The organism is Gilliamella sp. W8145 (assembly GCF_016101145.1).
Lineage (GTDB): Bacteria > Pseudomonadota > Gammaproteobacteria > Enterobacterales > Orbaceae > Gilliamella > Gilliamella apis_A.
The window spans coordinates 1119700-1142653 of record NZ_JACFRC010000001.1 but is presented as its reverse complement, the minus strand read 5'-3'; the positions used below and the strand labels follow the sequence as shown (position 1 = coordinate 1142653).

At 30.2% G+C, this 22954-nt stretch carries 21 protein-coding genes and 1 pseudogene; 16 read left to right on the top strand and 6 right to left on the bottom strand.

The window, feature by feature from the left end:
- Window positions 1-25 precede the first annotated feature (25 nt).
- From H3T80_RS05175 to ggt, 6 genes are all read left to right on the top strand, one after another.
- The gene (locus H3T80_RS05175; protein ID WP_110448036.1) at window positions 26-343 is read left to right on the top strand and encodes a PTS cellobiose transporter subunit IIB; all 318 of its coding nucleotides are present in this window, start codon (window positions 26-28) and stop codon (window positions 341-343) included.
- A 148-nt stretch (window positions 344-491) separates the two neighbouring features.
- The gene (locus H3T80_RS05170; protein ID WP_198200464.1) at window positions 492-2501 is read left to right on the top strand and encodes a transcription antiterminator; all 2010 of its coding nucleotides are present in this window, start codon (window positions 492-494) and stop codon (window positions 2499-2501) included.
- A 2-nt stretch (window positions 2502-2503) separates the two neighbouring features.
- Window positions 2504-2845 (top strand): PTS cellobiose transporter subunit IIA, encoded by a 342-nt coding sequence (locus H3T80_RS05165; protein ID WP_110447471.1) that lies wholly within the window; start codon window positions 2504-2506, stop codon window positions 2843-2845.
- Between the two features lie 11 nt (window positions 2846-2856).
- Window positions 2857-3354 (top strand): hypothetical protein, encoded by a 498-nt coding sequence (locus H3T80_RS05160; RefSeq protein WP_198200462.1) that lies wholly within the window; start codon window positions 2857-2859, stop codon window positions 3352-3354.
- A gap of 14 nt (window positions 3355-3368) precedes the next feature.
- On the top strand, window positions 3369-4706 hold the full coding sequence (celB, locus tag H3T80_RS05155; protein ID WP_198200460.1) for a PTS cellobiose transporter subunit IIC: 1338 nt from the start codon (window positions 3369-3371) through the stop codon (window positions 4704-4706).
- A 250-nt stretch (window positions 4707-4956) separates the two neighbouring features.
- Window positions 4957-6660, top strand: coding sequence for a gamma-glutamyltransferase (gene ggt, locus H3T80_RS05150; protein WP_198200458.1), 1704 nt, complete (start codon window positions 4957-4959; stop codon window positions 6658-6660).
- Between the two features lie 125 nt (window positions 6661-6785).
- Here ggt and rplI read toward each other — a convergent pair whose 3' ends face one another.
- From rplI to rpsF, 4 genes are read right to left on the bottom strand one after another with little or no spacing between them, the layout of a single operon-like run.
- Window positions 6786-7235 (bottom strand): 50S ribosomal protein L9, encoded by a 450-nt coding sequence (gene rplI / locus H3T80_RS05145; RefSeq protein WP_065579335.1) that lies wholly within the window; start codon window positions 7233-7235, stop codon window positions 6786-6788.
- Window positions 7236-7257: 22 nt separating this feature from the next.
- Window positions 7258-7485, bottom strand: coding sequence for a 30S ribosomal protein S18 (gene rpsR / locus H3T80_RS05140; protein WP_025314965.1), 228 nt, complete (start codon window positions 7483-7485; stop codon window positions 7258-7260).
- A 4-nt stretch (window positions 7486-7489) separates the two neighbouring features.
- Window positions 7490-7816 carry a primosomal replication protein N gene (gene priB / locus H3T80_RS05135; RefSeq protein WP_366940012.1) on the bottom strand — a complete coding sequence of 109 codons (327 nt, stop codon included), beginning with the start codon at window positions 7814-7816 and terminating at the stop codon, window positions 7490-7492.
- Window positions 7785-8168, bottom strand: coding sequence for a 30S ribosomal protein S6 (rpsF, locus tag H3T80_RS05130; protein WP_065579333.1), 384 nt, complete (start codon window positions 8166-8168; stop codon window positions 7785-7787). The genes priB and rpsF overlap by 32 nt, the downstream gene beginning before the upstream one ends.
- 332 nt (window positions 8169-8500) lie before the next feature.
- Between rpsF and H3T80_RS05125 the strand changes: the two genes are divergently transcribed.
- From H3T80_RS05125 to msbA (H3T80_RS05080), 10 genes and pseudogenes are all read left to right on the top strand, one after another.
- The gene (locus tag H3T80_RS05125) at window positions 8501-8848 is read left to right on the top strand and encodes an HIT domain-containing protein (RefSeq protein WP_065579332.1); all 348 of its coding nucleotides are present in this window, start codon (window positions 8501-8503) and stop codon (window positions 8846-8848) included.
- A 5-nt stretch (window positions 8849-8853) separates the two neighbouring features.
- On the top strand, window positions 8854-9471 hold the full coding sequence (locus tag H3T80_RS05120; RefSeq protein ID WP_198200456.1) for a penicillin-binding protein activator LpoB: 618 nt from the start codon (window positions 8854-8856) through the stop codon (window positions 9469-9471).
- Window positions 9471-10517, top strand: coding sequence for a beta-N-acetylhexosaminidase (nagZ, locus tag H3T80_RS05115; RefSeq protein WP_198200454.1), 1047 nt, complete (start codon window positions 9471-9473; stop codon window positions 10515-10517). Before H3T80_RS05120 ends, nagZ begins: the two co-directional genes overlap by 1 nt.
- 352 nt (window positions 10518-10869) lie before the next feature.
- Window positions 10870-11754 (top strand): annotated as a pseudogene (locus H3T80_RS05110) (sigma 54-interacting transcriptional regulator); the annotation flags it as partial.
- Window positions 11755-11943: 189 nt separating this feature from the next.
- A complete protein-coding gene (locus H3T80_RS05105; RefSeq protein WP_198200444.1) occupies window positions 11944-12885 on the top strand; it encodes a glycosyltransferase family 2 protein in 942 nt (313 codons plus the stop codon).
- 2 nt (window positions 12886-12887) lie between these two features.
- Window positions 12888-13682 (top strand): glycosyltransferase family 32 protein, encoded by a 795-nt coding sequence (locus tag H3T80_RS05100; protein WP_198200442.1) that lies wholly within the window; start codon window positions 12888-12890, stop codon window positions 13680-13682.
- A gap of 16 nt (window positions 13683-13698) precedes the next feature.
- Complete coding sequence (locus H3T80_RS12390; protein ID WP_198200439.1) at window positions 13699-15867, top strand: glycosyltransferase; 2169 nt, start codon at window positions 13699-13701, stop codon at window positions 15865-15867.
- Window positions 15868-15995: 128 nt separating this feature from the next.
- Window positions 15996-17057 carry a glycosyltransferase family 2 protein gene (locus H3T80_RS05090; RefSeq protein WP_198200437.1) on the top strand — a complete coding sequence of 354 codons (1062 nt, stop codon included), beginning with the start codon at window positions 15996-15998 and terminating at the stop codon, window positions 17055-17057.
- Between the two features lie 132 nt (window positions 17058-17189).
- Entirely contained in the window at window positions 17190-18944 is a 1755-nt protein-coding gene (gene msbA / locus H3T80_RS05085; RefSeq protein WP_198200435.1) for a lipid A export permease/ATP-binding protein MsbA, read from the top strand.
- Between the two features lie 8 nt (window positions 18945-18952).
- Complete coding sequence (msbA, locus tag H3T80_RS05080) at window positions 18953-20725, top strand: lipid A ABC transporter ATP-binding protein/permease MsbA (RefSeq protein WP_198200434.1); 1773 nt, start codon at window positions 18953-18955, stop codon at window positions 20723-20725.
- 42 nt (window positions 20726-20767) lie between these two features.
- On the opposite strand, the gene H3T80_RS05075 is transcribed toward msbA (H3T80_RS05080), so the two are convergent.
- A complete protein-coding gene (locus tag H3T80_RS05075; protein ID WP_198200432.1) occupies window positions 20768-21835 on the bottom strand; it encodes a glycosyltransferase in 1068 nt (355 codons plus the stop codon).
- 18 nt (window positions 21836-21853) lie between these two features.
- Window positions 21854-22831 (bottom strand): glycosyltransferase family 8 protein, encoded by a 978-nt coding sequence (locus H3T80_RS05070; protein WP_198200429.1) that lies wholly within the window; start codon window positions 22829-22831, stop codon window positions 21854-21856.
- Between the last annotated feature and the right edge of the window lie 123 nt (window positions 22832-22954).

Below are 22954 nucleotides of genomic sequence, written 5' to 3'. Positions count from 1 at the left end.
CAATTTAGATTCATTAGGAGAAATTATGAAAAAAGCGTTAATTATTTGTGCAGCAGGTATGTCATCATCACTAATGGCTAAAAAAGTTACTGAATTTTTTGCTAACCAAAATAAAGCTATTGAACTTGATGCGGTATCGGCAACTGAAGGTAGTAATAAGATTAAAAATAGTGATTTTTCACTGTTCTTAATTAGCCCTCAAACCATGATGATGTTTGATAAATTAAAAGCATTAGGTGATGAAGTAGGAAAACCAGTGGTGAGTATTCCTTTTCAGGCATATATCCCAATACCATCTGGTATTGAACAATTAGCTAAATTAGTTGAGGATAATATTAACTAATATTCAAGAAAATCTTTGTTCTACCGATCTTAATATGATGCGATTTTTTTATGAATGATCGCATCATAAATGGCTTAAGTTTCACATTGCCATTTTAGTAACTTAACCCTTTGGATAAATTTCATTAATAGTTAAGGTGTAGTAGATAATGATAAGACAAAAACAACGAGAACTAATTAGTTTACTTGTTCGTTCTAAAAATGAATATAAAAGTAGTCAAGAACTAGCTACGCAATTATCGTTATCTGATCGTACCGTACGTACCTACCTTAAAGATTTAAAAACTATAGTTGAAAGTAATGGCGGTAATATAATAAGTAAACAAGGTTACGGTTTTCAATTACAAATTGAAGATCGAAATGCATTTAATTTATTTTTAATTGAACACCATTTATTAGATAAAAATGTTGAACAATTTCAATGTCGAGAAGCGAGTGAACGAAAACATTATATTTTGAATTTATTGTTATTAGAGAGTCAAAAAATTGATGTTGAAGCATTATCAGAACAACTATTTATCAGCTCATCTCAATTAAATAAAGATATTACCGAAATTAAATCTCAATTACTTCCTTATGAACTAACGATTAAAAAAAATCATTCACTAGTTTTTGTTGATGGTGAAGAAAAAGCTAAACGTCATTTTATAATGAGCTATTTTTTTCATGAGGATTCAATTAATTTTCTACACCATTTGTCCTATTTTAATCAAGCTTGTGAAACCATTAGTTTTGATTCATTAACTATTATTATTTTAGATGAATGTCGTGAGGCAAATATTAAATTATCAGATGTGATGATACAAAATATTGTCTTGCATTTATCATTAAGTATTAAGCGTTTACAATCGGGACTTTCGATTCAAAATCTTGATTTGCCTGTTTCAACAAATTTATCACTTGAATATAAAGTTGCCGAGCGAATTATCGCTCGCATTGAATCGATTATTGGTTTTCATTTTCCTAAAGAAGAACAGATGTACCTTACTTTACATTTGATGAGTAAATCTAATTTAATTCAAGATGATCTGGATGATGATTTAGGTTCGTCACTAACAAATTTGCTATTAAAGATCCAACAAGAAACAGGCTATCCTTTTTTGCATGATGAACAATTAAAAAATGGATTAATCCAACATTTAAAACCAATGTTAGTACGTTTACAACAGAATATTAAATTAGATAATCCATTAATAGATGAAATTAAACACCAATACTGTGAGGTTTTTGGGTTAGTTAAGCGTTATTTCAATCAATTACCCAATTTACAACAATATGAAGTGAATGATGATGAATGGGGATATTTAGCACTGCACTTTTTAGCATCACTTGAAAAACTAAAAAATGAACAGAAAGCCAAAGTGTTAATTATCTGTGCAACCGGTCTCGGTAGTGCTCAATTACTTAAAAATCGAGTGGAAAATGAATTTGATGAAAGAGTGAAAATTGTGGCAACGCGAGGTTATTATGAAATTGATCCCGAAATGTTAAATGACATCGATTTTATTATTTCTTCGGTCGATTTATCGTCAAAAATATTTAAAGTACCGGTATTTCATGTTTCAGTATTTTTTTGTGAAGAAGACGTTCAAGCGATTCGTCGTTATCTTTCCCATAGACAAAAACCTAATTCATTGCCAAAAAATTCATTTGTGACAACATTTGATGATAAACAGCAAAATCATTCACATTATATTAGCCAAATCTTTGATGATATTGCCGCAGATTATTTTTATTTGTGCTCAAACAAACCATCTAAACAAGCTGTATTGGATCATTTGCTTGATCTCTTATCTATTAATGAGGCAAAAAGCTTTAAACGAGAAATGCAAAAGCAAATGGAAAAACGGATGGTTATTGGTGAGATACTTTTTAGTCCAACCATTGTGGTTCCTCATCCAGCCATTCCAGTAGGTAAAATAGCTAAAATAGCGACTGCCATTATTCCAGAAGGACTTTGTTGGGATGAAAACTACCCAGATGTAAAGTTTGTTTTTATGATTTCACCGTCAATTTATCAAAATTCTCATTTAGCAATGATGACTAAAGCAATTGTCAATTTAATCGATGATTCGGTCATGCAACAAGCCATGTTAAAAATTGCAAATTTTAACCAGTTTAAATCACTTTTTATCCAACTTATTGAAAAAGGAGCGTAAGAATGAATGACCAAATGAGCTCAGAGGATATTCAAATTACCGCATTTAATATTATTTTACATAGTGGTAATGCCAAAACCAAAATTCATGCTGCTTTCAAAGCAATGAGAAACGCAGAATTTGATACAGCAAATCAGCTCTTAGAAGAGGCCAATGAGGAAATATTAGAAGCACATAAATCGCAAACCGATCTTCTACAATCTTATGCTAATGGTTGTAAAATTGAGATGGAAATTATCATGGTGCATGCTCAAGATCATCTAATGACAACAATGACGTTACGCGAAGTTGCCATTGAGATGTGTTATCTCTATCAAAAAAACTATCAGTTATCAAATCAATAAAGAGGTTAGCGATGAATACTCCACTAGAAAGCCAACTTAAAATGCATAAAAAAGTCAGTTTGACTAATCTTTATTTTAATCGCTTTTTAGCGGTTCGTTATGCGACAGCCTTCTTTCTATTTATTAACCTGTATTGGGCTGTCTTTCTGTTGGGTAGCTTATCAATTGCTATAGCACTACCACTGTTGCTTATCGTGATGGCTACATTAACCAGTTTTGAGCAAATTAAGCTTTATCGTAATCATAAAAATCATTTACCTTATGCCAGTTTATTGTATCGAACATTATTAATATCCACCATTGTGTTAATGGTTTTGATTTATACCCCATTGTTTCACTTTTTCTTTCCATTTCTAAAAAATTCATCGGAGGCAGTAAACATTATATTAGGCATTTTGGCTGCAAGTTTAGTTTTTACTATTTTTATACTGATAAAACTAAAAAAAATTGAGCGTAATGAGGATAAACATTTTAAAAGAATCCAAGCTTATCAAGAAATCATCAATTGAATGAGGAAAACAAAATGAATACCGGATTTGTGTTGTTACAAAAGTATCTAATGACTCCGATGGCAAAAATATCGCAGTTTAAGATTGTTCGAGCAGTAATGGCAGCTGGAATGGCGTCAGTACCTTTTTGTATAGTTGGATCGATGTTTTTGGTGTTTAATACTTTGCCGATGACATTTACTGGCTTAGAAACAGTATTTGAAAATACTATTTTCAAAGTAAGTGATCTTTATATGATAGCAAATACAGCAACAATGGGGATAATAGCACTCTATTTTAATATTGTCGTTGGTTATGAATTAACTAAAATTGAAGAAGAAGAAACTGGTTTAAAAGTAAATGCACTTAATGGTGCTATGTTATCGGTATTTGCTTTTGTTATGACTCTACCAGAATTAGTGATGCAAAGTGGTGCAATGGTTTTACTTAATGATCAAAGTGAATTAGTTTTTAATGGGTTACGTTTAAAACCGTTTGTTTATCGCTTAGGTACATCTGGTATCTTTATTGCCATTGTTATGGCGATTATTGCAACACAGTTGTATTTCCTTTGTGTACGTCGTAATTGGGTGGTTAAAATGCCGGAAACCGTTCCATTAGGCGTATCCCGATCATTCACTGCATTAATTCCAACTTTTGTTATTGCATTCACAATTCTTATTCTAAACGGAATTTTGGTGTATTTTGGTACGGATATATTTGATATTATCGGTGTTCCATTTACCTTTGTAACCAATTTAACTAAAAGTTGGCTTGGTATAATGGTGATTCTATTTTTAATCCATGCTCTTTGGGTTGTTGGTATTCACGGTGCTAGTATAATTGGGGCATTTATTACGCCTATAATGTTTAGTAATATGAATGAAAACGTTGGCGGCGCACATATTCCATTTGCTGGTGAGTTCAATAATTCATTGGTAATTTTAGGTGGTTCAGGTTCAACGTTACTTATGACTTTCTTTATTGCTTTTTGTGCTAAATCGAGTCAATTAAAAATTTTGGGGCGAGCTTCAGCTGTCCCGGCAATTTTTAATATCAATGAGCCAATTATTTTCGGTATGCCGATAGTATATAACCCATATCTTGCCTTACCGTTTTTATTAGCACCAATGGCATGTGGTACTTTAGGTTATTTTGCGATTAGTAGTGGGTTTATGAATCCAATTATTGCATTAATACCATGGCCATCACCAATGGGATTAGGGGCGTTTATTGGTACTGGTGGGGACTATCGAGCTATGTTTGTTGCGATACTTTCAGCAATTTTAGCGTTAGTAATTTACCTACCTTTTGTCAAAATGTACGACAACAAGCTTTATAAAGAAGAACAAGCTAAATCAGACAATCAATAGCTTAATTTATTACTTCATAGATTAAAGCATGAAATTAATTCAATTTCGTGCTTTTTGCTTTGTAATATACTCAATTATAATCATCGCTAAACTAATATTAGTTTTTTTCATGGTTAATCTCTGATCGATACAGCCATTTTCTATGCTATATTTAAAATTCCTTTTGATCAAATAATGAATAAAAATCTGAATTTTTTTATCAATATTAGAATAGAAGGGAATAATTATTTTTTTAATAAGGAGATGTGAAATGTACTGTATCAAACACAAGTTAAGAAAGTATTGTTGCATTATCTTTCTTCTATCAATAAGTCAATATGTAGCGGCCATAGAAAATGTAAAACATAAGTTTGAAGCTGGTGCTGTGGCTTCTCCCGATTATTATGGCGCCATCGCCGCAGAAGAAATCTTAAAAAAGGGTGGTAATGCAGTTGATGCCGGTGTCGCTACTGCATTTGCTTTAGCTGTAACCTACCCAGAAGCGGGCAATATCGGTGGTGGCGGATTTATGACCATTTGGATGGAAGGAAAACCTTATTTTATCGATTATCGAGAGACAGCACCTAATCAAGCCTCTAAAGATATGTTTCTTGATAAACAGAAAAATGTAGTAGCTGATTTAAGCTTATATTCGCATAAAGCATCAGGTGTTCCAGGAACTGTAGCAGGAATGTGGGCGGTTCATCAGCGATTTGGCAAACTTAGTTGGCAAGAAGTGATAGCACCAGCTATTCGGTTTGCAAACCAAGGTTTTATGGTTGATAAACAGCTGATTACACGTTATCAGGAAGTACAGGATCTGGCACCGACCAATGGACATTTTAAACAGTACTTTGGTGCTATGCAGGAAGGAAAAATTTTCAAGCAACCTGAATTAGGTGCTGTTTTAACGCGTATCGCAAAGGACGGTGCTGATGAATTTTACCGAGGTAAAACAGCCCAATTAATTGTGCAAGAAATGGCAAAAAATGGTGGTTTAATCACACAAAATGATTTAGCTAACTATCAAGCTAAATGGCGAGATCCGATCCTAGCCAATTGGCATGATATGCAAGTAGTAACGGCACCACCGCCAAGTTCAGGTGGCGTTGGGTTGATTCAATTATTATTAATGAAACAAAAATTAGCTGATGATTTCAAAGATGTTAAAGTAAACTCTGCTCAGTATGTCCACTTATTAGCAGAGATCGAAAAACGTGTTTTTGCTGACCGCGCTGAATACATGGGTGATCCTGATTTTGTTAATGTACCAGTTGCTAAATTAATTGATGATAGTTATTTAGCTAATCGGGCTAAATCTATTAATGCTAATGCCGTTTCAATTACTGAGCAAGTAAAACCTGGTCTAGATAATAATCATGAAAAATTACAAACTACTCATTTTTCAGTTGTAGACAAATGGGGAAATGCTGTTTCTAATACATATACTTTAAATGGTTGGTTTGGATCTGCTGTTGTTGTAGAAGGAACCGGTATTGTTTTAAACAACGAAATGGATGATTTTAGTAGTAAGCCTGGTATTGCCAATCAATTTGGTGTTATAGGTAAAGATGCTAATGCGATAGAGCCAAATAAACGTCCACTATCATCTATGTCACCTAGTATTTTAGTTAAAGATAATGAAGTGGTTATGGTTATTGGTACCCCTGGCGGTTCGAGAATATTCTCTTCTATTTTTCAAGTTGTGACAAATGTTTTTGATAATAACATGACATTAAAATCGGCTATGGATGCGCCACGTTACCACCATCAATTATTACCAAGTAATGTGATTTTTATCGAGCCTTTTCAGACTGAAGTACCAATTGATTTCAAAAATCAACTTGAGAAAATGGGATACCAATTTGAAAAACAAGATTTTAATGGTGATATTCAAGCGATTAGGATTATTAATAATAAACCTCAACCTGTTTCTGATTTACGCGGTAGAGGAACGTCGATTATCGTTAAATAATCGAGTGAATATTACTTAATAACGAAATATAGAATATTCAATTTTGACTCTATTTATCTAATAGATAAATAGTATAAAAAAAACCCGTTTAATTAAACGGGTTTTTTGTCACTGTTATTTGATGATTATTCAGGAATAATATCAACAATAACTTTTGCAAAAGCTTCGCTGTGTACTTGGAATAACACTTCGTGTTCACCAGTAGTACGCAATACACCATTTGGTAAACGAACTTCGCTTTTTGATACTTGAATACCACGAGCTTTAACTGCATCAGCGATATCACGAGTACCAATTGAACCAAATAAACGACCTTCATCACCTGCTTTAGAAGTAATAGTTACTTTACCTAAAGCATTGATTTCAGCAACGCGTTGTTCAGCTGCTTTTAATGTTTCAGCTAATTTTGCTTCTAATTCAGCACGACGAGCTTCGAAGAATTCAATATTCTTTTTAGTTGCTGGTACTGCTTTACCTTGTGGAATCAAAAAGTTACGAGCGTAACCCGCTTTAACATTAACTTGATCACCTAAGCTGCCTAAATTAGCAACTTTATCGAGTAGAATAATTTGCATTATATGTTCCCTCTGTTGCTAATTACTGATGATTGTCAGTATATGGTAATAATGCCAAGTAACGAGCGCGTTTGATAGCGCGAGCTAGTTGACGTTGATATTTTGCGCTAGTACCAGTAATACGGCTTGGTACGATTTTACCACTTTCTGTGATATAGCTTTTTAATAAAGAAACATCTTTATAATCAATTTCTTTAACGCCTTCTGCTGTAAAACGGCAGAATTTGCGACGACGGAAGTAACGTGCCATTTGGCTATTCTCCTAATAGTTTAATTTGGTCAGCATGTAAAACTATTTGACTGGTTTTATCTCGTTTAGTATGTGTACTAATAAAGCCACTTACCAAAACTTTGCTGCCTTTTTTAATACTGTAACTTAACTCTTGTTGTCCACTGACAATAACGGGCATTATGCACCATGCTTGTCTTGAGAGTCCTGCTTCGATTTGTTCAGAAACATGTTCTAAATAAAACTGACAGTGTGATATCCCACTTGGACTCATTTTTTTAATCGGGGTTTTAGTAATCAATCCCGATAAAACTAAACGATTATTCTTCCGAATCATCGTCCATGTTTGCATCGCTAAAATCTTCTTCAGAACTACGACGTTCATCTTTAGCTTTTAGCATTGGTGATGTTTCAGTTACAGAATGTTTGGTACGCATAATTAAACTGCGAATTACTGCATCATTGAAACGGAAGTTATCTTCAAGTTCATTTACTGCTTCTTGAGTAGCTTCAACATTCATTAACACATAATGTGCTTTATGCAATTTTTCGATAGGATATGCTAATTGACGACGACCCCAATCTTCTAAACGATGGATTTTGCCACCATCAGTGGTTAACGTACCAGTATAACGTTCGATCATACCAGGTACTTGTTCACTTTGATCTGGGTGAACCATAAATACAATTTCGTAATGACGCATTATCGCTCCCTACGGATTAATCAGCTTTCTGTCGGGGCAACCGCAACCCATTGAAAGCAAGGAACATGAAAATTAAGCGGTTGAAATCGACGGGGCATTATATATCAAAATAATTACTTTAACAAATGAATAAATAATAAAAATAATCCGTTAATCATAACTAAAAATCGATTATAAATAGAATAAAAAAAACTTTTCGACAAAGTTTTTACTTGAACAAGTGAATTAGGTGTAAAAATGTAACGATATCTATACATCTTTGTTATCAAAATATGTTATTCTTTATAAAATAAAAGTTTAATGTTAATAGCTATTTTTAAAGGAGTGCTTATATGGCTGAAGAAACCATTTTTAGTAAAATAATTCGCCGTGAAATTCCTGCTGATATTGTTTTTCAAGATGATCAGGTCACTGCTTTTCGGGATATTTCTCCTCAAGCCCCTACACATATTTTAATTATTCCCAATAAATTGATTCCAACCGTAAATCATATTGCGGAGTCTGATGAAGCTCTGCTTGGTCATATGATGGTTGTTGCGGCTAAAATTGCCAAGCAAGAAGGTATTGATGAAAGTGGTTATCGTTTAATAATGAATTGTAATAAAGATGCAGGACAAGAAGTTTTTCATATTCACATGCATTTATTAGGTGGTAAAAATTTAGGGCGATTAATAGGTTAGCTTATATGAAACAGTTTAAACGTATCATTGGAATGGGCATGCTTGCTTTTAGTTTAGCTGGATGTCAACTTCTCGGTTATAATCAAAAAACTGAAGTCAATCCGCCAGTAGAAATCCCCGATAACACCGGAGTGGTAGATACTCCTCCACAGATAGTTAAAACAACTGATTGGAATGATATATTATCTCCAGTTGTTAATAAAATATTGCAATCTTCATCAGCAATTGAAGGTAATAAAGTGTTGTTAATTAGTGATATCCAAAATCGTAGTGGTGATTATTTAGCAACAAATCAGATTGATACAACGTTACATAATATACTGAATAAGCAAAGTATTTTCTCTGTGGCTGATAGACAATCGATCAGTCAAGCTAAACAAGCGTTAGGTATTTCTGTTGATGATAAACTTGTTTCTCGCAGTAAAATGATCGGTTTGGCAAAGTCAATAAATGCTGGGTATGTGCTTTTTACCACACTTTATAAATTACCAGCCGAAAATGAAGATGCCAACCTTTCTATGGAATTACTTTCAACCCAAACGGGTGAAATTTTACAACGTGTGACAACAAAGGATATCCAATCCCAAAATTCTGTTAATCATGCTCAAGGAGCTGCTGAATAATGGGGCCTTTATTGATCGATGTGCCGAGTACATCATTATCCAATGATGATATATCGCTTTTAAAAAATCCAATGGTAGCAGGGATTATTTTATTTAGTCGTAATTATCAGTCTCCTGAGCAATTGACTGATTTGATAAAGCAAATTCGTTCAGCAACATCAGAACGTTTATTAATTTCTGTTGATCATGAAGGTGGTCGAGTTCAACGTTTCAAGCAAGGCTTTACTCTAATTCCTCCTGCGCAATCTTTTGCTTTGCTTAATGATTTAGAAAAAGCGAAATCATTAGCATTTGACGCGGGTTGGTTACTAGCGATGGAATTGATTGCCTACGACATTGATCTAAGTTATGCACCTGTACTTGATTTAGGTCATGATTGTTTAGCCATTGGAAGTCGATCATTTCATCATGATAGTTATATTGCTTATCAAATTGCATCGTCAATGATTGATGGTATGCATTCGGCAGGCATGAAAACAACTGGTAAACATTTTCCTGGCCATGGCCATGTTATTGCTGATTCTCATAAAGAAACACCAATCGATTATCGTTCGAAAGAACTCATTGAAAATGATATGCAGATTTTTGCCAAATTAATCGCTGAAAAGAAACTCGATGCAATTATGCCTGCTCATGTTATTTATCCTGAATTTAATGATAAACCAGCTAGCGGGTCAGTGTTTTGGCTAAAAACAGTGTTACGTGAAAAGTTACATTTTGATGGTGTTATATTTTCTGATGATTTATCGATGGAAGGAGCTTCTGTTTTGGGGGATCACGCTGAACGAGCTAAAGCAGCGCTTAATGCTGGTTGTGATTTATTATTGGCTTGTAATAATCGAAATGGCACATTAGCTATTTTAGATACATTAACTCGTTTAAATGAAAAACAGCCATTATTAACCGATAAAGCAAAACTACTATTAACTAATACCAAAGTAAATTATGCCGATTTGATAAAGAGTCATGATTGGCAGAATCGTCATCAAAATTTAATGAAGTTGAATGAAAAGTGGGAGCATTATAATGCAAGCAGCCATCATTAAAATCGACAATAATACACATTTAGTTGCTTATAATGATGCAGCAAAAGCGTTATTTTCTAGTAATTTATTAAGTTTAGATCAGCCATTTGATTATCGAAATGCATTTAGTTTGGATGCAACATTTGATTTATCCGAACATGACGATACGATTATTGTATTAAACTCGCTGTATTTTTTATTGCAGAAAATTAATGAATCATCCCTTATTACCTTTGTTTTGCAACCAGTTGAATATCTAAAAAAACGGTTAGCAAAAATTAATGTTGTTGGACGTCATGCTTTTGATATTTTTGCTGATAAAAGCCAACCGATGCAAAAATTAATTGCTCAAGCTAAAGCCTTTTCAATGCAAAGGGAGCCTCTATTGATTACCGGTGAAACTGGCACAGGTAAAGATTTGTTGGCTAGTGCATGTCATCAATATAGCCCTAGGGGAGATCAAACCTTTTTAGGTCTTAATTGTGCTGCTATGCCTGATGATGTTGTTGAAAGTGAGCTTTATGGCCATGCCGCAGGGGCTTATCCGGGAGCACTTGAAAGTAAAAAAGGTTTTTTTGAACAGGCTAATGGTGGTTCTGTATTACTTGATGGCATCGATGAAATGTCATTCCAAATGCAAACCAAATTATTGCGTTTTATTAACGATGGCTTTTTTAGACGAGTCGGCGATGATAACGAAGTTTATGTAGATGTTAGAATCATCTGTGCCACTAAAGTTGATTTAGCTGAATTGGTGGAACAAGGAAAGTTTAGGAAAGATCTTTATTATCGCTTGAATGTGTTGTCCTTAGATTTACCTTCACTACAAGAACGTCAGGAAGATATTGCACCGCTCACACAAATTTTTATTGATGAATTTGCTAATAAGCAGGGAATTACACCGCCAACAGTTAATCAAGATGTTATTCCTTATTTAGCTCAATACTCATGGCCAGGTAATGTAAGACAGCTTAAAAATGTACTTTATTCAGCATTGGCTCAGTTAACATCTTCACAATTGACGGTAAAAGACATTGTTTTACCAGCAATAACTTCAACTCAGATCTCATTGATTAGGGATATTGACAATAAAACGCTAGATGAAATGACGAAAAACTATGAAAAAGAAGTCCTAAAAAGTCTCTATGTCAAATATCCAAGCTCAAGAAAACTTGCCAAAAGATTAGGGGTATCCCACACCGCAATTGCAAATAAACTTCGGGATTATGGGATAGGTGATAGATTTTTGTTAAAATAAAAAATTTGGGACAAATTTCATTTTTCAATTATTTCTTGTTTATGGTAAAATAATGTTGTGTAATTTATATATATCATATTGTAATAAAATTACTATCTATAAAACATTTTCTTTTATATCTTATCCTTCTGATTTAAATTTTTTTGTGGTGTTTAATTAGTTTGTAATTTAATCTAACTAGGAATAGGTATGACATTACTTTCAGTGGTTTTGCCCATGTATAATTCTGAGAAGTATGCTGATATGTGTATCAGAAACATACTTTCTCAATCATTTAAAGAATTTGAGCTGATAATTATTGATGATGGAAGTTCGGACTCTACTTGTTCAATTTGTGAACAATTTAAAACTGATTTAAGATTAAAATATTTTTATCAACCCAATGGCGGATCTAATAAAGCCAGAAATCTGGGTATTAAAAAAGCATCTGGTAAATTAATTACATTTGTTGATTCTGATGATATTATACCTACTGATTATTTTGAAGTTTTAGTAAGTTTATATAATGACGATATAGACTGTGTATTTTGCGATATTTATTATCAAAAGCATGAAGGTGTAGTTAAAAGTTTCTTTTTTGAAAAAGATCTTGTATCACTAATAAATAGGAAAAAAATAATTTATATGTTAAGTGATGATGCTTTTCCAGCTCCTTATGCTAAATTGTATAATTTAAGTAAAATAAAAAATCTTAGTCATCAATTTCTTGAATATGACAATTATTTTGGATTTGCAGAAGATTTTTATTTTAATTCAATATATTTGATTAATTCTAGAAAAATACTTTATACGAAAAGTACTTATTATATTTATAATAAAATTAACGAAAATTCTCAATGTAACAATCCATCATCAGATATACAACGGCGAAATAATGTAGATAGAGCTATAGTAATTTATTCAATATTACAATATATGTTCCAGAATAAGTTAAATATAAATAACTATAATGCTATATTTTACATGATAAGAAGACATTTGGATTGGGGGGGAGCTGTTACAAAAGAAGCATTATTAAATTTGCTTCAAAGTTCAGACCTACCGAAATCTTACATGAGAAAAATATTTTCTTTTTCATTGGGAATTTGTTTTATTAATTTTTCTAAAAAAATAACAAAGAGTTTAAATTAATTATGATCCCTAAAATAATTCATTATTGTTGGTTTGGTAACAATCCCAAGCCTAAAAAAGTATTAAAAAACATAGAAGATTGGAAAGAAAAACTTCCAGATTATAAGTTTGTAGAATGGAATGATAATCATATTAAATTAATTAATAATCAATATGTTAGTGAGGCATATGAAGCTAGAAAATTTGCATTTGTTTCCGATTTTTTTAGAATTTATGCTTTATTAACAGAAGGTGGCATTTATATAGATACAGATGTAACTATATCTAAATCATTTGATTCTTTCCTTGATTTGGATTTTTTTTCTTGCTATGAAAACTGGAGAGAAATAATACATCCTATTTCGACAGCTACTTTAGGAGCGGTTAAAAATAATCCATTTATTAAAGAAATCCTCGATACTTATGAAAATGACAAATTTATTAAAAATGGAGTGCCAGACCTTACAACAAATGTCGAAAGAATAACAACCCTTCTAAAAAATAAAAATTTGGTATCTGAACCTTACAATAAATTTGATACATTGAAATTATCCTCCAAAGAAATAATTTTCCCATCTCATTTTTTTTGTGAAAATATTGAAGGTTATGATAACTATTGTGTACATGAATTTTATGCTTCTTGGAAAGATGACGTAGAAGATATAGCTATTCAAACAGAAGTCAAAAAAGCATTTAAAGTTAAATTTAAGTTAAATAAGAAAGTTGTATTTGTTAAATTAAAACAAGAAACAATTCCAAATAAAATATTATTTTCGTTTTCATTTAATCAAAAAAAATATGCTTTTATTATTATTTAAATAGGAATATTTAATTGTGAAACCTAAATTAACTATTGTGGTGCCTGTTTATAATACAGAGAAATATTTAAGAAAATGTCTAGATAGTTTAGTTAATCAAACTTTTAAGGATATTGAAATTCTCTGTATAAATGATGGTTCTGGCGATAATTCACATATAATTTTAAATGAATACGCTAAAAAAGACTCTAGAATAAAAATATTCAATAAAGCTAACGGTGGGTTGTCATCAGCAAGAAATGTAGGCATTGAACATGCTAGCGGTTATTATATTACTTTTCTTGACTCAGATGATTATGTTGAAAGTAATGCTTACGAATTGGCTTTATCAAGATTTATTAATGATACAGTTGATCTCGTACATTTTTCAACAAATCTAGTCATGGAAGAAAATGATTGTGAACGTTACAATCATGATTATTTTCAACACAAATTTAGTGGACTAGTTAAATTAACTAGTTATGTTATTAATTTTATGGATGTTTGTGCTTGGAATAAAATCTATAAACTTTCGATTATTAAGGACTATAGTATAAGATTTCCAGAAGGAAAACTTTATGAGGATAATCCTTTTTTCTGGTCATATGCGCTAGTTAGTGATTATGTTTATTTTGTGCCAGAAAGGTTACACAACTATTTAAGTCGAAAAAATTCAATTATGAATTTAACTCTACAAGTTCAGAAAAATAAAGAGAATAAATTATCCCATGAATTAGATAGGTTATTTTGTTTCGAAGAGTTATTAACTTTTATTTTTAAATGGAATTTATTATTTAAGGTAGTTTTAACTTTGGAAAAAAATTTTGAAAAGGTTTTTAGAGATGAGCTTGATCATACATCGAAAAAAAATATAAAAAAAGTATTAGAAAAAGCAACAGATATTGTGAATAAGTTCTCATTAACGACTCTATTTCCTTCAAATCGTTTTTTTCGTGCATTAGAGAAACGAAAATATTATAAAATAGATGAAATCAATTTTATAACTAGAAAACAGAGCCTTTTCGGTTTTTATCGTTCATCAGGACGTATTACTTTCTGTTTATTAGGAATAAAATTCAAAAAAAGAACATTCAAGAGTAAATTTAAAAAACTTGCTGTAGATACGACTAATAAATTTAATTATCTATATGATGAACTAACAAAGTTACAAAAAATTATTGCTTCAAATATTTCAAAACAGAAAAAAGAAAAATTTTCATCAAATAGAAAAAATTTAACTTTATATAATCAAATTAATCTAAATGATTTTAAATATTATTTTGAAAATTTATCTATTATAGCTAATTTGACACCTCATTTAGATGAGTCTAATTCATTGTTTTCTTTTGAACATCAAAATGTTTTTGAAATAATGAAATTAGCAGAGGAAGAACAAAAGCCATTTTATTATATATTTACAGGTTTTATTAGTAATGTAATGCCTCCATATGGAGGTGCAATGCCAAAATTTTGTTCTTGTATTTCGTTTATAATAGATTCACAAGGTTATTTTAATGATGGTAATGTAACTACGGATCTCGAAACTTTATTAAATACAGAGCAAGTAAATAATAAAGAATTATTAAGAACTAAAAATGTTATAAATAAAATTATTAGTAATAAAATATCCAAATATAATAATTATAATAGAGATTATCTCCTTTATAAGGAAAAGGACAAGAAAAATGTACTTGTTGTTCAATCTGATTGGGAAATTTATAAAAAACACTATGACATAAATTATAATTTTGACGATATGTTAAATGAAGCTATTTGTAATAATCCAAATAGCAATATAGTTATTAAATTTTCCCATAATTGTAATGAGAGTCAGCGTAAACGTTATAAAACTATTTTGAGGTCTTTATCTGATAATTTATCAGTTAAATTTGTAGAAGATAACATTAACCCATTTGATTTAATTAATCAAATAGATGAAGTGTATGTACATAATGATCTTATAGGATTTGAAGCATTAATGTGTGGTAAACCTGTTAATGTTTATGGTGTACCTTTTTATGCTGGATGGGGGTTAACATTTGATAAAATTCCTCTCCCTCGCAGAAAAAGGCAATTATCTTTAGAAGAGTTATTTTACATTGCTTATATTAACTATTGTATTTATGTTAATCCTGAAACTAAAATGATCTGTGATATTGAAGAAGCTTTAGAGCATTTACTTAAAATAAAAAATATCTATAAATAGCTTAATAAATTTATTTTTTATATTTATTAATATAGTTTAAATCATTAACTGTTTATTTTTGGTATTTATGTAATTTATATTTCATGAAGTAAAAAATATTTTATATAAAAGATTTTAATATAATTCCTATGAATATTTTACCAATTTTATCAATAATAGTTCCTGTATATAATACAGAAAAATATTTAATAAAATGTTTAGATAGTATAATTAATCAAACTATTAAGAATATTGAAATTATTTGCGTTAATGATGGTTCAACAGATGACTCTCTAAAAATATTAGAAATGTATCAAAAAATTGATAATCGAATCAGAATAATTAGCAAAATAAATGGTGGTTTATCTTCTGCACGAAACATAGGAATTGAACAAGCTACGGGGGAATATATTACTTTTGTTGATTCAGATGATTTTATTGAATTAAATACATATGAGAAAGCGATTAAGCAGTTTAATAAACCTGAAGTCGATCTAGTCTATTTTTCGACTAATCTTATAGTTGAAAGTAATCTTAGTAGAACCCAAGACAAACGCTATTTTGAACATAAATATAAAGGTTTTATTAAATTATCTAATGATGTAATGACCAAGATGGATGTATGTGCATGGAATAAAGTTTATAAACTTTCAATCATCAGGCAATACAACATTCTTTTTCCTGCAGGTCTTTGGTATGAAGATAACCCTTTTTTCTGGTCTTATGGATTGTTATGTGATGAAGTCTGTTTTATCAATGACAAATTTTATAACTATCTTATAAGAGATGGTTCTATTATGAGTTATGAGAAAGGAAATCGGAAAAATGGTATGATTTCTCATGAATTAGATTCCTTATTGTGTTTTGATTATTTACTGCAATTTGTTTTTAGATGGCAGTTAATTGATAAGTTTAAACCAGTTTTAGTTGATTTATTACAGGATAAATTGTTAGAGTCGATGCGCCGTTTACCTAAAAAGGATAGAATATTAGCTTTAAATAAAGCTACTCAGATTGTTAAATTATTTGATTTAACGTCTTATTTTCCTAATAATAAATTCTTATATTCAATAGCTGATAAAAACTATTACAAAATAGGAAAGATAAATCAATTATTTTTGAACAAAAGACAACGCTTGATTGGACTTTGGGATGCTGATAAATTTTATATTTTATGTTTTTTAGGTATTAAAATTAAAATAAAAAAATAAATATACCAGTTAATATATATTAAGATTTTATGATGAATTATTACTTAATCTTAACACAAAATATAATTAAATTAACGAGAAAGTCTTATATAGTGTATAATTATATCTAAGTTACTATTTTAATATTCTATTATGCCTCAAAAATTAAACTCAATTACTTCGTTGAAAAAACTTTGGCCATTTATAAAACCATATAAAAGAGCATTAATTGTTGCTGTGTTTGGGCTGTTATTGAATGCAGCTACTGATGCAACATTAATATCACTTACTAAACCTCTACTTGACCATGGTTTAATGGATAAAAATTATTCCCTTTTGATAATAATTGCAATTGCTATCATTGGATTAATTTTACTTAGAGGATTATCGAATTATATTTCAACATATTGTCTTTCTTGGTTATCAGGAAAAGTTGTAACGAAGTTTAGACAAATGATTTTTAATCATTTGGTGAAAAGTCCTATTAGTTTTCATGATAAGCAATCTATAGGAGATTTGGTTTCAGTTATTACTTTTAATACTCAGATGCTATCCAAGGCCTCATCTGACGCTTTAATCATACTTATTCGCGAAATAACTTATGCTGTGGGCTTATGTCTTGTTATGTTATATGGTAGTTGGAAATTAGCTTCAGTATTGATTATTTTGGTTCCATTAATTATTTTTGCTGCCCAGTTTATTGCCAGAAAATTTAGAGAGACAATAGCATCAATGCAAGCAGGAATGGGACAAATTACTATAGCAAGTGACGAAATGTTAAAAGGGCATAAAGAAGTTTTAATTTTTAATGCAAAGGAATATGAAAAACGTAATTTTGATCGTATAACAGATAATTTTCGGCGAAGTATGTTGAAAATAGAAATAGTTTCTAGATTATCAACTCCTATAATTCAGCTAATTGCAACGGCTGGCTTAGGTTTTATACTTTATTTAGTTGCAAGTCAAAATTTAGATATTACGCCAGGTTCATTTACTGTTGTTTTTTCTGCAATGGTTGCCGTAATGCGTCCATTGCGTGAGTTAACAAGCTTACATGTTGAGCTTCAAAAAGGTACTATTGCTTGTGAATCACTGTTTGCACTTTTAGATTCTCCACTAGAAGATGATAATGGAACTATACTTGCTGATAGAGTAAAAGGAAACATTGAATTTAAGAATGTCACGTATACTTATCCGACAAGAAATGCTCCAGTGCTTAATGATTTTTGTTTAAAAATAGAAGCTGGTCAAATGATAGCTCTTGTTGGACGATCAGGTGCTGGTAAATCAACAATTGCTAGCTTATTACCACGTTTTTATGATGTATCAGAAGGCGAAATTTTATTAGATTCTATAAATATTAAAGAATACACATTGAAATCTTTGCGTAAGCAAATTGGTTACGTGTCGCAAAATGTTCATTTATTTAATGGTTCAATTGCAGAAAATATTGCATATGGTGAACAAGGATACCATAGTGAAGAGGACATTATAAGAGCCGCTAAGCAAGCAAATGCTATTGAATTTATTAATAAGTTGGAACATGGTATCAATACTCAAATAGGTGATAATGGGATTTTATTATCTGGTGGACAAAGACAAAGAATTGCAATAGCGCGTGTTTTATTACGTGATAATCCTATATTAATTTTTGATGAAGCAACTTCTGCATTAGATAACGAATCAGAAAGATTAGTACAAGAGGCAATAGAAATATTACAGAAGGATAGAACTTCTATTATTATTGCTCATCGTTTGTCTACCATTGAAAAAGCGGATCGTATTCTAGTTATTGATGATGGAAAAGTAATCGAAGATGGCGATCATCAGTCATTGATCAATTTAAATGGAATTTATGCACAAATGTATGAAATGCAATTTAATACTCAAAATAAACAAAGTAAATAATGAATAATATGAATCAACAAAATAGCCAATACAATATCAATGATATAGATAAAGATTTTTCTACATGGAAGACTTTTTTAAAGTTGTTTCCATTCATTATGGAAAATAAATTCTTTTTATTTTTATCTGTTATTTTGCTTATAGCAAGTGCATTTGCTGATACTTCATTGATAGCATTATTACGGCCTTTATTGGATCGTGGTTTTTCTATGAATGATCAAGATTTTTTACTAATGGCTCCTTTTTACATTTTTGGATTAGTATTATTGCGTGGAATTGCAAACTATGGTTATTCTGTATTTTTGTCATTAATCTCTGGAAAGATTGTGATGAAAATTCGTCAGAGATTATTTAGTCATTTTGTTGATGCTCCAGTTAGTTATTATGATCAAAATTCAACAGGACGGTTGTTGTCACGTATTACTTATGATACAGACCAAGTCGCAGCATCTTCATCAGATGCTTTAATAACTATAATACGTGAAACAGCATTTATTTGCGGTCTATTTTATACAATGTTTTATAATAGCTGGCAATTATCTCTCTCTTTAATCATTATTACACCTATAGTGATAAGTCTTATTACTTTTATCTCAATTAGATTTAGGAGATTGGCAAAAAATATGCAAAATTCAATGGGCAATGTGACAATGTCTGTTGAGCAAATGTTAAAAGGTCATAGGGAAATTATTATATTCGGAGCACAAGAGGAAGAAAATAGAAACTTTGAAAAGGTAAGTAATAAGTTTCGTCGTGATAACATGCGATTGGTTTCTATTTCAGCATTATCAACACCTATTGTTCAAGTTGTTATTTCCTTTGCTATAGCTTTTGTATTACTTACAGCAAGTAATCCTGATTTAAATATCACTCCAGGCGAGTTTACTGTCGTTTTTTCATCATTAGTTGCATTAATGCAGCCGATTAAAAGCCTAACAAGTGTAAATGCAGGATTCCAAAAGGGGATGGCTGCCTGCCAAACATTGTTTTCTATATTAGAACAACCAGTTGAACAAGATAATGGTAATGTCAATATTGATAAAGTTAAAGGAAATATTATTTTTAAAAATGTTTCATTCAAATATGCAACTAGACAGGATTTAGCGTTAAACAATATTAGTTTTTCTGTGTCTGCCGGTAAAACAGTGGCTTTAGTTGGGAAGTCAGGATCAGGGAAAACTACAATTGCGAATCTATTAACTCGTTTCTATGATATCTCTAATGGAGAAATAACTATTGATGGAATTAATCTGAGTAATTACACATTGTACTGTTTAAGGAATCAAATAGGATTAGTATCACAACATGTGCATTTATTTAATGACACTATCGCAAATAATATAGCATATGGAAAAATTGGTGAGTTTTCTCTGGAGCAAATAGAAGAAGCAGCTAAAAAAGCAAATGCTTATGATTTTATAAAACAATTTGATAAAGGTTTTGATACAATTGTGGGTGAAAATGGCGTTTTATTATCAGGTGGTCAACGCCAACGTATAGCTATTGCAAGAGCTTTATTGAGAGATAACCCTATTCTGATTTTAGATGAAGCCACATCTGCATTAGATACTGAGTCAGAAAAAGCAATACAGAAAGCATTAGATATATTACAAAAGGGAAGAACATCTATTGTTATCGCTCACAGATTATCTACTATTGAAAATGCTGATCAGATATTAGTAATGAATGAAGGAAGTATTATTGAACAAGGTACGCATATCGAGTTATTGAAAAAAGATGGCGCATATACAAAATTATATAAAAGTAATTTTAATGAATAATAATAATTTATTGATTGTGTAATAAATATGCCTAATATATTTTTAAAATTTATTTAAAGATGAATAGGATTTGTAATCTTTTTTGATATTTAAATCAGGATATTTTTTAGTTATAGCACATTTTATCAGCGCTTTTTTGGCTGAAAATGAACAAGGATTCTTTTTTGTAAATTTTAGTATATAAAAAATATTTCTTATAGCATTCGATTTCTTATTATTAATGATACGTATCATTAATTTGAGGAAGCCGAGTTCCTTTATAATATTATCCTTTATTTTTGTTGTAAATATTTTATCTGATCTTAATAGTGATTCTAAATAGGTTATATTCATGGCAAAAATGTAATTGCATTTTGCTTTATCGGATAATGGTAGTTTATTAATTTTTGTTATGCACTGATTTAAAACTTTTATTAAAGTTTTTAAATTTAAATCATCAATACATTGTTCTGATAATGAGGAAGAACGGACTCGATGAAAGTAACAATTTTTATCAATGAAATAATAAGTTAATTTCGCTTTTGAGATAATAGAAAGCGAAATATTGTGGTCTTCGTGATTTTTCTCAATGAACTTTTCTGATAACAATTTTCGGTTGAAAATTAATCGCCATACAACGCCAGAATAATTTCTTTTTTCTAGTAAATAATTTAATAACTCTATTCCTGTAGTGAAACTTTTTGTTTTTATTGGCTCCAAATTAGTTGCACAAGAGATTATTTCTGTCTCTTTAAAAGATGTATAATCAAAATAAAAACAATCTAATTGAGGCATAATACTTAAACTGTCTAAGAATTTTTTGAGTAAGTCGGAATTTATAATATCATCTGAATCGATGAATAAAATGTAATTACCATTGGAATACTCAATACCTTTATTTCTAGCTTGACTAACTCCTTGATTTTGTTGGTTGATTATTTTAATGTTTTTGAATTTAGAATAATATTGTTCAAGTATGTGTAGTGTATTATCTGTTGAACCATCATCAATACATATGATCTCAATTAAATTAGAGTTATATTTTGTTACAGAATCTAGACAATCTATAATGTAGTTTTCAACATTATAACAAGGTATAATTATAGAAAGACAAACTGTGTTATTTATCATAAAATTTTAATTAGATAATTACTTTTTGAGAAATAATTTATATTTTAAATAAATAATATAGTAATAAATAGATTTATAATAGTACTTCTGTTTAAATAAATATTTAGCATAATTTCTTACAGATGAACTATTACCACTTAAAGGCAATTGTTCATCTTTCCAAGGAGATAAAGCTAAATAATACTCAAAAATTTTAGAAAGATAGACTTTAAACCAAGGCTTGTTTTGTGAAATATAGTGTAAAATAACAGTATAAGGTCTGATTTCTTTTTCTTGATGTGCGTCGATTGAAATTTTTATTTTAGTATTAAATTTTATAGGCAATAATAGCGTTTTATTTTCCAATAGAATATTTAAAACATCCTGATCTGCAAATTTATAAATATTGCCATCATTAATTAATGTTAATGCTTTTTCAGAAATCTTTTCTTCACACCATTTCTTGGTGTTTATCAATAAAACTCCAGCATTAAAGTATTTTGTCGAATCAATATTATACATTTTACTAATAGCTTGTTGCATATCTTTAGTATCACTAACAACACCTGCTATATAATCGTCAATATTGAATTCAGCTAATCTAGCTAATGATTTTAAGCAAATTACATCACTATCAAGGTAAATTAATTTGTCAGTCACTGAGACTAGAAGTTTGGGCATAATAAAACGAATACAAGTTGATACAGTTGAAATATGCAAAACCAATGTTTTAGGATTTATTATAAAATGATCATTTAAGTAATATAATGTAATTGACACATTAAAAGAGTTAAATATTTTAAACTTATCAATGTTTATAGGTGAAACATTATCAACAAATAAGTGAAAATGAAGATTGTAATTCGGAGTGTTTTTGATAACTGATGATATTGTTACGCCTGCAGGCATTGCATAATTATTATCAAATCCTAAAGCAATGTGAAGAGTAGGAAGCTGCTGACTATAATTATTACTTATCGGTTCAATCTGATCAATAAAATTATTAACGTTATACATTTAATTAATTCTAATTCTTATTTTTCTAACAAAAGATGTGGCTAATTATATATTCGATTGTTAACAAAATATAGGTAAAAATTTTAATATAAATAAAAATCTGGTAAATTCAAAGTTTTTAAT